Source organism: Corynebacterium sp., from assembly GCF_030535495.1.
Taxonomy (GTDB): domain Bacteria; phylum Actinomycetota; class Actinomycetes; order Mycobacteriales; family Mycobacteriaceae; genus Corynebacterium.
In genome coordinates, this window is the sequence record NZ_JAUNRW010000078.1 from 1 (window position 1) to 10,658 (window position 10,658).

At 67.3% G+C, this 10,658-nt stretch carries 10 protein-coding genes; 8 read left to right on the forward strand and 2 right to left on the reverse strand.

Annotated features, from left to right (window positions below):
* Complete coding sequence (gene ychF, locus Q4F73_RS09280) at positions 1 to 1,086, reverse strand: redox-regulated ATPase YchF (protein ID WP_303359068.1); 1,086 nt, start codon at positions 1,084 to 1,086, stop codon at positions 1 to 3.
* 184 nt (positions 1,087 to 1,270) lie between these two features.
* Between ychF and Q4F73_RS09285 the strand changes: the two genes are divergently transcribed.
* The 6 genes from Q4F73_RS09285 (at position 1,271) to Q4F73_RS09310 (ending at position 7,854) form a co-directional block, all read left to right on the forward strand.
* The gene (locus Q4F73_RS09285) at positions 1,271 to 2,944 is read left to right on the forward strand and encodes a sodium-dependent transporter (RefSeq protein ID WP_303359069.1); all 1,674 of its coding nucleotides are present in this window, start codon (positions 1,271 to 1,273) and stop codon (positions 2,942 to 2,944) included.
* Positions 2,941 to 3,108, forward strand: a complete 168-nt coding sequence (gene metS / locus Q4F73_RS09290) for a methionine/alanine import NSS transporter subunit MetS (protein ID WP_303359070.1) — start codon at positions 2,941 to 2,943, stop codon at positions 3,106 to 3,108. Before Q4F73_RS09285 ends, metS begins: the two co-directional genes overlap by 4 nt.
* Before the next feature lie 117 nt (positions 3,109 to 3,225).
* Complete coding sequence (locus Q4F73_RS09295; protein ID WP_303359077.1) at positions 3,226 to 4,596, forward strand: AI-2E family transporter; 1,371 nt, start codon at positions 3,226 to 3,228, stop codon at positions 4,594 to 4,596.
* A gap of 35 nt (positions 4,597 to 4,631) precedes the next feature.
* Complete coding sequence (locus tag Q4F73_RS09300; RefSeq protein WP_303359071.1) at positions 4,632 to 5,696, forward strand: DNA recombination protein RmuC; 1,065 nt, start codon at positions 4,632 to 4,634, stop codon at positions 5,694 to 5,696.
* An 11-nt stretch (positions 5,697 to 5,707) separates the two neighbouring features.
* On the forward strand, positions 5,708 to 6,445 hold the full coding sequence (locus Q4F73_RS09305; RefSeq protein WP_303359072.1) for a DUF6542 domain-containing protein: 738 nt from the start codon (positions 5,708 to 5,710) through the stop codon (positions 6,443 to 6,445).
* Between the two features lie 80 nt (positions 6,446 to 6,525).
* Positions 6,526 to 7,854 carry a hypothetical protein gene (locus Q4F73_RS09310; RefSeq protein ID WP_303359073.1) on the forward strand — a complete coding sequence of 443 codons (1,329 nt, stop codon included), beginning with the start codon at positions 6,526 to 6,528 and terminating at the stop codon, positions 7,852 to 7,854.
* A 148-nt stretch (positions 7,855 to 8,002) separates the two neighbouring features.
* Here the strand turns inward: Q4F73_RS09310 and Q4F73_RS09315 are convergent, their stop codons facing one another.
* The gene (locus tag Q4F73_RS09315; RefSeq protein WP_303359074.1) at positions 8,003 to 8,953 is read right to left on the reverse strand and encodes a 4-hydroxy-3-methylbut-2-enyl diphosphate reductase; all 951 of its coding nucleotides are present in this window, start codon (positions 8,951 to 8,953) and stop codon (positions 8,003 to 8,005) included.
* Between the two features lie 95 nt (positions 8,954 to 9,048).
* Here Q4F73_RS09315 and xseA point away from each other — a divergent pair, with 95 nt between their 5' ends.
* Positions 9,049 to 10,290: an exodeoxyribonuclease VII large subunit gene (xseA, locus tag Q4F73_RS09320; protein ID WP_303359075.1), complete on the forward strand. Its 1,242-nt coding sequence runs from the start codon at positions 9,049 to 9,051 to the stop codon at positions 10,288 to 10,290.
* Between the two features lie 10 nt (positions 10,291 to 10,300).
* Positions 10,301 to 10,555: an exodeoxyribonuclease VII small subunit gene (locus tag Q4F73_RS09325; RefSeq protein ID WP_303359076.1), complete on the forward strand. Its 255-nt coding sequence runs from the start codon at positions 10,301 to 10,303 to the stop codon at positions 10,553 to 10,555.
* Positions 10,556 to 10,658 lie beyond the last annotated feature (103 nt).

Below are 10,658 nucleotides of genomic sequence, written 5' to 3' on the forward strand. Positions count from 1 at the left end.
CTACACGTTGAACTTGAACTCCACCACGTCACCGTCGGCCATGACGTAGTCCTTGCCCTCCTGGCGGACCTTGCCCTGGGCCTTGGCCTCGGCCATGGAGCCGGCGGCGTCGAGGTCGGCGAAGGAGACGATCTCGGCCTTGATGAAGCCGCGCTCGAAGTCGGTGTGGATGACGCCGGCGGCCTGCGGGGCGGTGTCGCCCTTGTGGATGGTCCAGGCGCGGGACTCCTTCGGCCCGGCGGTGAGGTAGGTCTGCAGTCCGAGGGTCTCGAAACCCGCACGCGCCAGGGAGTGCAGGCCCGGCTCGTCCTGGCCGACACCCTCGAGCAGCTCGGCGGCCTCCTCCTCGTCGAGCTCGAGCAGGTCGGTCTCGGTCTGGGCGTCGAGGAACACGCAGTCGGCGGGGGCGACCAGCGCCGCGAGCTCGGCCTTCTTGGCGTCGTCGGTAAGCACTTCTTCATCGGAGTTGAAGACGTAGAGGAAGGGCTTGGCGGTCATGAGGTGCAGGTCGCGGATGAGCGCGAGGTCGAGCTCGCCGTTCTTGGCGGCGGAGAACAACGTGCGGTCATCCTCCAGGACGGCCTGGGCCTTCTTCACCTCGGCGACGGCGTCGGCGAGCGACTTGTCCTTCTTGGCGTCCTTCTCCAGGCGCGGCAGGGCCTTCTCCACGGTCTGCAGGTCGGCGAGGATGAGCTCGGTGTTGATCACGGAGATGTCCGTGGAGGGGTTGACCTCACCGTCGACGTGGATGACGTTCTCGTCGGAGAAGGCGCGCACGACCTGGCAGATGGCGTCGGCCTCGCGGATATTCGCCAGGAAGGCGTTGCCCATGCCCTCGCCCTCGGAGGCACCCTTGACGATGCCGGCGATGTCGACGAAGGACACCGTCGCCGGCAGGATCCGCTCAGAGCCGAAGATCTCGGCGAGGCGGGTCAGGCGGGCGTCGGGAAGCTCGACGAGGCCGACGTTGGGTTCGATGGTGGCGAACGGGTAGTTCGCGGCCAGCACATCGTTGCGGGTCAGGGCGTTGAAGAGGGTGGACTTGCCCACGTTGGGCAGACCGACGATTCCAAGAGTAAGGCTCACGGGCGTTGATCCTAGCAGCCTGCGCTTTTCCCCAGACACTCAGCGGACTCCCCAGGTTATGCCAGCGTCGCACCAGCGTTATATGATCGGTCCACTTCTACGTTGAACACGTCACACCCTGGACGTTTCTCCGCCTCCACCACGGGCATGCCACTGCACATCACTCACCTAGACAGGCACTCACATGTCTTCGACCACCTCGCAGCCCACCTCGGGCTCCGGGCAGGGCGAGCGGCGCGAGATCTTCTCCTCCCGCTGGGCCTTCCTGCTCGCCGCGATCGGCTCCGCCGTCGGTCTCGGCAACATCTGGCGTTTCCCCTATGTCGCCTACGACAACGGCGGCGGCGCCTTCCTCATCCCCTACCTCATCGCCCTGCTGACGGCGGGTATCCCGCTGCTGTTTCTGGACTACGCACTCGGCCACCGCTACCGCGGTTCCGCGCCGCTGACCTTCCGCCGCATCAAGTCCTGGGCCGAGCCGGTCGGCTGGATCCAGGTGGGCGTGTCCTTCTTCATCACCATCTACTACGCCGCGATCATCGGCTGGGCTGCGCTGTACGCGGTGAAGTCCTTCACCAAGGCGTGGGGTGATGATCCGAACGCCTACTTCTTCGGTGAGTTCCTGCAGTTCGACGAGACCGCCACCTTCTCCACCGACTTCGTCCCGCAGATCGCCCTGGCCCTGGCCGTCGTCTGGATCGCCGCGATCATCGTCCTGGCGATCGGCGTGGACAAGGGTATCGGAAAGGTGGCGAAGTTCTTCATCCCGCTGCTGGCCGTGCTGTTCATCATCGTGGTTGTCCAGGCCCTCCTGCTGCCGGGTGCCGCCACGGGCCTCGACGCCCTGTTCACCCCGGACTGGGGCGCGCTGGCCAACGGCACCGTGTGGATCGCCGCCTACGGACAGATCTTCTTCTCCCTGTCCGTGAGCTTCGGCATCATGCTCACCTACTCCTCCTACCTGCGCCCCCGCACCAACCTCACGGGCACCGGCCTGACCACCGCCTTCGCGAACTCCTCCTTCGAGGTCCTCGCCGGCGTCGGTGTCTTCGCCGCCCTGGGCTTCATGGCGGTGCAGCAGGCGGTGGCCGTCGATGAGGTCGCCACCTCCGGCATCGGCCTGGCATTCGTCGCCTTCCCGGCGATCATCAACGAGATGGCATTCGGCCCGATCTTCGGCTTCCTGTTCTTCGCCTCCCTGACCATCGCGGGCTTCACCTCCCTGTTCTCCCTCCTGGAGGTCGTGGTCTCCGCGATCAAGGACAAGCTCAACCTGCCGCGTAAGGTCGTCGCCATCGGCATCGGCACCTTCATGGCGCTGATCTCCCTGGCGATGTTCTCCACCACGTCCGGCCTCATGGCCCTGGACATCATGGACAAGTTCACCAACAACATCGGCATCGTGGCCATCGCCCTTATCGCCGTGGTCATCCTGGACTGGATCCTGCGTCGCATCGACGAGTTCTCCCTGCACATCAACGCCGTGTCCTCCTTCAAGGTGGGCACCATGTGGCGCATCTTCGTGGTCAACGTCACCACCCTGGTCCTCGGCTTCACCCTCGCCCAGGAGCTCATCTCCCTGGTGCAGGAGCCCTACGGTGGCTACACCACCACGCAGGTCGCCATCTACGGCTGGGCCGTGCTGGCACTCATCGCCGTCAACGCCTTCGTGTTCTCCCTGGTCCCGTGGCGCGGCACCCTGCGTCTCGACGGCCCACCCGGCTCCGACTTCGGTGTCGATCCCGAGGTCCGCCGTGAGATCCACACTCCCCGCCGGTACGGCACGCAGGCGCCTGCGGAGCCTGCAGCGGGCGTCGATAAGCCTGTCACCACCACCGAGGAAGGAACGATCCGATGAGCGGAATCGCAATCATGATGATGGTCCTGTTCATGGTGGTCATCTGGGGCGGTTTCATCGCCAGCGCCCTGCACCTGCGCGCCAACCCGGATGACACCTCCGGCGCCCTGGGCACCGACGACCACGCCCGCGACGAACGCCTCGCGGAACAGGAGATCCACTGACACCACCCGGAGGGTGGGTGAGGCAGTATGGAGGCTGTGACTGACCAGCCCCAGCCCCACCTCGATCCGGACGACCCCGGCTCCTCCCGCACGGACGGGTCCACGGCCTTCAGCAGCCTGGATCTGGACGAGCAGGAGGAGCTCGGTGGTTACCGGGACCAGATCGACCGCTCCGTGGTCATGTCGGAGTGGCTGAAGTCCTTCGCCATGTGGGCCCTGCGGATGCTCATCATCGCGGTGTTCCTCTACATCGCCTGGTTCCTGCTCAAGCAGGTGGGCACCGGTGTCCTGCCCGTGGCCTTCGCCATCATCGTGTGCACCGTGCTGGCCCCGCCGACCACGTGGATGCGGAAGAAGGGCCTGCCTGCCGCACTGGCCGCCGTCATCTCCATGCTGGCCTTCTTCGGCTTCCTGGGCACGCTCCTGTGGTTCATCGCCCCGGACATCGCGCGGCAGTCCCAGATCCTCTACCTGCAGTCCCTGGAGGGTATCCAGCGCCTGCAGCTGTGGGCGCAGGGCCCGCCGCTCAACGTCGACGGCGACGATCTCTCCCAGATGATCAACGAGGCGGCCAGCTGGGTCCAGGATCAGGCCGGCGCCATCGCCGGCGGCATCGTGACCGGTGTCGGCGCGGCCACCTCGGTGATGTTCACCCTGTTCGTGGTCATCGTGCTGACGTTCTTCTTCCTCAAGGACGGGCACCGCTTCCTGCCCTGGGCCCGCACGGTCTCCGGCCGACGGGTCGGCTGGCATCTCACCGAGAGCCTCACCCGCGGGTGGACCACCCTCGGCGGTTTCATCCGCGCGCAGGCGATCGTCTCGCTTGTCGACGCCATCTTCATCGGCCTCGGCCTGTTCATCGTCGGGGTCCCCATGGCGTTGGCCCTCGCGGTGATCACGTTCATCGCCGGTTTCATCCCGATCGTCGGTGCAGTGGTCGCCGGTGCGCTGGCCGTGCTCGTGGCACTGGTGTCCCTGGGCCTGACGCAGGCGCTCATCGTCCTCGGCATCGTCCTGGCCGTGCAGCAGCTGGAGGGCAACATCCTCTCCCCGTGGCTGCAGTCGAAGGCGATGAACCTGCATCCAGTGATCGTCCTCGTCTCCGTCACCATCGGTGGCGGTCTGTTCGGACTCGTCGGCTCCTTCCTCGCCGTGCCCTTTGTCGCGATGGTCGCCGTCGCCTTCCGCTACGTCATGGACATGATGGCCCTGCGCTCCGGCGAAAAACGCGCCGAGGACATCACCTGGATCACCGAGGAGGGGGAGCTCAACGGCCGCCTCTCCGAGGAGGAGGGGCGCCTGCTGCGCCAGCGCTGGCGCGAGTCCATCGTCTACGTCGACGAGCCCCGCCAGCCGACCGCGGCGGAGACGACCCTCGACGACACCGCGGACGTCCCCACCACCTCCACCGCCGGCGCCGATGCCGGGCGCCTCCGCCTGAGCAACAGTCGCATCGAAAAACTGTTCGGACGATTCGGGCGTCACTGACCTGCCATGTCGGGGGTGTGTGACACAGTGGGCGCATGAGTGCTGCCCTGCCTGTCCTTCTCGTCGGTGTCCTGCTCGGCGCTGTCCTCGGCTGGCTCGCCCATGCTTATCGACGCACCCCCGACCCCTCCCCCACCGTCGACCCCGGATTCACCCGCCTGGAGGAGGCGGTGGGCACCATCGGCGGGCAGCTGCGGGAGCTGGAGCAGGACCGGGCCGTGGGCGCTGCCGCCCTGGCCAGCCAGATCCAGGCGATGGCCCGGACCTCCACCCGCCTGAGTGACCGCACCGACCAGCTGGTCACCGCCCTGAGGGCCCCGCAGATCCGCGGGCGCTGGGGAGAGATTCAGCTCGAACGCGTCGTGGAACTGGGCGGCATGGTCCGCCACTGCGACTTCGATTCCCAGGTCTCCGTCCGCCTGGGCGGGCAACTGGTGCGCCCTGACCTGGTGGTCAACCTGGCGGGCGGGCGCCACATCGTCGTCGACGCCAAGGTTCCCTTCGCCGCCTACCTCGACGCCCTCGACGCCCAGGATCCGGAGGAACACGCCGGGTATCTGCGCCGCCACGCCCATCTGTTGCGCACCCACGTCACCCAGCTGGCCGCGAAAGGCTACATCGACGCCTTCGACCCCACCCCGGAGTTCGTGGTTCTGTTCGTCCCCGCCGACCCCTTCCTCGACGCCGCGCTGGGGGTCGATCCGGAGCTGCTGGAGTACGCCTTTTCCCGCAACATCGTCATCGCCACCCCGACGACCCTGTTCGCACTTTTGCGCACCGTGGCCCTGGGCTGGCGGCAGGAGGACATCTCCGACCGGGCCCGCGACATCCAGCGTCTCGGCCGGGAGCTCTACACCCGGCTGTCCACGATGGGAGAGCACTACCACCGGGTCGGACGCCAGCTGGAGAAGACCGTCGAGGCGTACAACGCCACGCTCGGTTCCCTGGACTCCCGGGTCATGGTCACCGCCCGCCGACTGGCGGATCTCGATGTCCCCGCCCGCCGCGACCGCCCCCACAGCGCACCCGAACAGGTGACCTTGCGTCCGCGTGGGCCCGCCACGCCCAGTGAGAACCAGTTCCATGAAGAGTCCGGCTAGACTTGGTCCCCGTGTCCACCACCAGTCATCGCAGCCGCAGCCGCTCATCCGCCCGCAGCGGTGGACTGCCGACCTGGTCCGGTATCGCGATCGTCATCGCCGCCCTCATCACCGGCCTGCTGCTGAGCATCAACACCCAGTCCGTGGGCGTGCCCTACCTGCTGTGCTTCGCGCTGGCCGCGGTGGTCGTCGCCTCATTGACCGAGGTCCGCGGGCTGTTCCTCACCGTGGCCTCCATTCCGCTGATCTTCGGAGTGCTCACCGTGATCACCTCCTGGGTGGTCAATCGTTCCCAGGCGTCCGAGGGCACTCCCGCCCTCTCCACGACCGCGATCGCCACCGCCCTGTTCCCCCTGGCGCAGTTCTTCCCCGTACTCGTGGGTGTGTTCGCCCTCGCGACGGCCATCGCCGCGGTGCGGGTGTGGCTCTCCCGCCGTTCCGGACGTGTCGCGGAGAAGGAGGCGATCGCCCACCGGCGCCGCACAGCCGAGGCCGATCGCCGCAACCGTGATGCCGCCTCGCGTGCGCGCCGCCGCACGAACCAGGTGACGGTGGAGGAACTCATGGCGCGCAGTCGCAGCCGCTCGACCGAGCCCCGGCCCCCGCGCCCCCAGAGACCGCAGCGACCCCTGCGACCGCAGCAGCCCCAGCAGCGCCCCGAAACGCGGCAGGCACCGCCGGCGCCGCAACCACCGCGGCGTCGAGAAGCACCTCGCCGTCGGCGTCTCGACGACGACCTCTACGGCTGAGCCCGCCTGGTATGACTTTCGGGGGAACTGAGCGTTAATCTGATAGGTAACCACATTAACTTCAGGAGTGTTTGCCTGCCATGTTCCTCAGGGCCCTGGCCATCTCAATGGCCTTCATCGGATTGATCGTCGGAGCCGGATTCGCCTCAGGTCAGGAGGCACTGCAGTACTTCGTGGCCTTCGGAACCATGGGCATCTGGGGGGCGGTGCTCGCCTCCGTGCTCATGACGATCACCGGCATCGCCGTTCTCCAGCTCGGCAGCTACTACCAGGCGGAGGAGCACACCGCAGTCCTGGGCCGGATCTCCAGCCGGGTAACGTCGTGGGTCCTCGACATCTCGACGATCGTCACCCTGTTCTGCATCGGCTTCGTCATGTTCGCCGGCGGCGGCGCGAACCTGCAGCAGCAGTTCGGACTGCCCACCTGGATCGGCGCCCTCATCATGCTGGCTCTCGTGCTGGTCACGGGCATGCTCGACGTGGACAAGGTCTCCCGGGTCATCGGTGCGATCACCCCCTTCGTCATCGTCTTCATCGTCGGCGCGACGGTGTGGACCCTGGTGACCAGCAACCCCGACTGGTCGACCCTCAACCTGGCCTCGGACTCCGTCGTCACCTCCCTGCCAAACTGGTGGTTGGCGGCGCTCAACTACGTCGGCCTGTCCATCATGACGGCGGTGTCGATGGCGATCGTCATCGGCGGCGCCAACCTGGACACGCGGGCTGCCGGCCTCGGCGGGCTCATCGGCGGCTTCTTCTTCCTGCTCATGCTCATGCTGCTCGTGCTCGCCCTCTTCGTCTCGGTGGGCACCGTCGGGCAGGAGGAACTGCCGGTTCTGGCACTGATCAACCAGATCCACCCGGCGCTGGGTGTCAGCATGACGTTCGTCGTGTTCGGCATGATCTTCAACACCGCGATCGGCATGTTCTACGCCCTGGGCAAGCGCCTGACCCGCGGGAACCCCGCCCGCTTCCGCCCCGTGTTCATCATCGCCTGCCTGGTCGGGTTCGGACTCAGCTTCTTCGGCTTCCGCGACCTCGTCTCCTACGTGTACCCGGTCCTCGGCTACCTGGGCATTCTCATGCTGGCGGTGGTGTCCCTGGCATGGCTGCGTGGGCGCTCCAAGATGTCCACGGAAGGCAAGCGCCGTCTGCGGGCGCGGGTGCTGCTGGCCCGGAAACTCGACCCCCGCAAGCGCTACACCAGGAAGAACCAGCGGGAGCTCCAGCGCCTGGTCAAGGAATCCAACGTGCCGGACAAGCAGTTCATCGAGGCGCTGGAGGAGGACATGACCTCCGAGCTGCTGGCCGACGACGACGTCGACTTCGATCCGGAGGATCCCCCGGTCAACCTCGTCTACGTCGAGCACACGACACCGGTGGGCCCGGAGACGCCGGAGAAGAAGTAACCTCCCCCGCTCGCAGCCCCTCGGGGCTCGGTTACGTGGGCTCGGGATCACCGTGATCCCGAGCCCACGAACGATTTCGGGGCCCCTCCCGCAGGAGAGACCCCGAGCCCCGAGGGGACGCCGCTGGCGTCGATAAGCCGCTGTCGACCTAGGTGCGCGCCGGTCGCAGCACGCGCGGCAGGGAGAAGACGATCGTCTCGGCTGCGGTGGTGACTTCCTCGACGTCGCCGTAGCCGCGCTCGCCGAGGTGGGTCAGCACCTCCTGCACGAGGATCTCCGGGACCGAGGCACCGGAGGAGATGCCGATGGTGTCGACTCCCTCCAGCCAGGCGTCGTCGATCTGCTTCGCGAAGTCGACGAGGTGCCCGGCATCCGCCCCCGCCTCGAGGGCGACCTCGACGAGGCGCTTGGAGTTCGAGGAGTTCTGCGAACCGACCACGATCATGAGGTCGCACTTCGGGGCGATGGCCTTGACGGCGACCTGGCGGTTCTGCGTGGCGTAGCAGATGTCGTCGGACGGCGGGTCCTGCAGGCCGGGGAAACGGCGCTTGAGGGCGGCGACGATCTCCAGGGTCTCATCCACCGACAGGGTGGTCTGGGACAGCCAGATGAGCGGCTGATCCGCCGGGAAATCGGGGAGCTTGTCCACCCCGACGACGCCGTCGACCAGGTGCGTGTGATCGGGGGCCTCACCCATGGTGCCCTCGACCTCTTCGTGGCCCTCGTGGCCGATGAAGAGGATCTGGTAGCCGTCACGCACGAAGCGCTTGACCTCATTGTGGACCTTGGTCACCAGCGGGCACGTGGCGTCGAGGGTCCGGAGGTTGAGGCGGGAGGCCTCCTCGTGGACGGCCGGGGACACGCCGTGGGCGGAGAAGACCAGGTGCGCGCCCTCGGGGACCTCGTCGGTCTCGTCGACGAAAATGGCGCCGCGGTCAGCGAGGGTGTCCACGACGTAGCGGTTGTGCACGATCTCCTTGCGCACGTACACGGGCGCGCCGTACTTCTCCAGGGCCTTCTCCACGGTCTCCACCGCGCGGTCCACGCCGGCGCAGTACCCGCGGGGGGCGGCGAGGAGGATCTTCTTTGCTTCGCTCATGGCCCCCACCCTAACGAACCGGGGCGAGGAAACCCAGATGTGCCTACACTGGGTACTCGTTACTGTTCGGGGGAGTGCATTGTCAGGAGTGTCGCATGGCGGGAGAAAAATCCACGTCCGAAGCACCGTGGCCGGTGCGCCGCCTCAACGCGGAGGTGAAGGGCTGGATCCAACGCCTGGGCTCGGTGTGGGTGGAGGGTCAGCTCACCCAGGTCAACGTCAAGCCGACGTGGAAGCTGTCCTATCTCACCCTGCGTGACACGGAGTCGGAGACCTCGGTGCAGCTGACCGCCTCCACCTCCCTCATCCAGGGCCTGGCGTCCCCGCTGCGCGACGGCGACCGCGTCATCGTCCATGGTCGCCCCGCCTTCTACGAGGGTCGTGGTTCCTTTTCCCTGTGGGTGACGGAGCTGCGCCCGGTGGGCATCGGCGAACTCCTGGCGCGCATCGAGCGGCTGCGCACGCAGCTCGCACAGGAGGGGCTGTTCGATCCCTCCCGCAAGAGGCCGCTGCCCTACCTGCCCCGCCGCGTGGGCCTGATCACCGGGCGCGGGTCCGCCGCCGAACGCGATGTGCTCTCGGTGGCCCAGGACCGCTGGCCGGCGGTGGATTTCCGGGTGATCAACACGCCCGTCCAGGGAGCGAGCGCGGTGCCGGAGATCATCTCCGCACTCCAGATGCTTGACGACGACCCCTCCGTCGACGTCATCATCATCGCCCGCGGTGGCGGGTCCGTCGAGGATCTCCTCCCCTTCTCCGAGGAAGCCCTCCAGCGGGCCGTGGCGGCGGCCTCCACCCCGGTGGTCTCCGCGATCGGGCACGAGCCGGACAACCCGGTGCTCGACAACGTCGCCGATCTGCGGGCCGCCACTCCCACCGACGCCGCCAAGAGGGTCGTGCCGGACGTGGCGGAGGAACGCGCCCTGGTGGCCGAGGCCCGGTCCCGGATGGCGGCCGCGCTGCGTGGGTGGGTGCAGCGGGAGCGGCAGGGTGTGGCGTCGATACGCTCGCGCCCGGTCCTGGCCGACCCGATGACGCCGATCACGCAGCGCCGCGACGAGGTGGCCCGCGCGGTGGCGATGATCCGCCGTGACGTGCAGTATCTGCTGCAGACGGAGTCCGCACAGGTGGCTTCGCTGCGCGCCCAGGTTTCCGCGTTGGGGCCGTCGGCGACCCTGGCGCGTGGGTACTCGGTCGTGCAGGTCGTCCCCCGCGACGGCACCCCGCCGGAAGTGGTCATGAGTATCGAGCAGGCCCCGCCCGGCAGCCAGCTGCGCATCCGCGTGGCGGACGGATCCATCACCGCGGCCGGTATGGCCGCCACCCCGGCAGATTAAGGAGACTGACATGAACGACAACGTGGTCGGCACCGGACAGGCGGGCGACGACGCCTTCCCGGAGGTGAGCACGCTGAGCTACGAGCAGGCGCGCAACGAGCTCATCGAGACCGTGAAGATCCTCGAGCTCGGCCAGATGGGACTCGATGAATCGCTGAAGTACTGGGAGCGCGGCGAGGCCCTGGCCCGCCGCTGCGAGGAGCACCTTGACGGCGCCGCGCGGCGCGTGGAAGAAGCCCTGGGGAAGGCTGACGACAACTCATAAGTGTTGCGGCTCACATTTCGGGGTGCCACACTTGATCAATAATAGTTTCGCTATCCAATTGATCTTCGGGAGCGCCTCATGCCGACATTCTTCCGCCGCCTCA

Bases quoted from the DNA above. Each gene is read 5' to 3' on its own strand.
- Q4F73_RS09285 (WP_303359069.1), top strand. From the start codon at position 1,271: ATGTCTTCGACCACCTCGCAGCCCACCTCGGGCTCCGGGCAGGGCGAG.
- metS (WP_303359070.1), top strand. From the start codon at position 2,941: ATGAGCGGAATCGCAATCATGATGATGGTCCTGTTCATGGTGGTCATC.
- Q4F73_RS09300 (WP_303359071.1), top strand. From the start codon at position 4,632: ATGAGTGCTGCCCTGCCTGTCCTTCTCGTCGGTGTCCTGCTCGGCGCT.
- Q4F73_RS09310 (WP_303359073.1), top strand. From the start codon at position 6,526: ATGTTCCTCAGGGCCCTGGCCATCTCAATGGCCTTCATCGGATTGATC.
- Q4F73_RS09315 (WP_303359074.1), bottom strand. From the start codon at position 8,953: ATGAGCGAAGCAAAGAAGATCCTCCTCGCCGCCCCCCGCGGGTACTGC.
- xseA (WP_303359075.1), top strand. From the start codon at position 9,049: ATGGCGGGAGAAAAATCCACGTCCGAAGCACCGTGGCCGGTGCGCCGC.
- Q4F73_RS09325 (WP_303359076.1), top strand. From the start codon at position 10,301: ATGAACGACAACGTGGTCGGCACCGGACAGGCGGGCGACGACGCCTTC.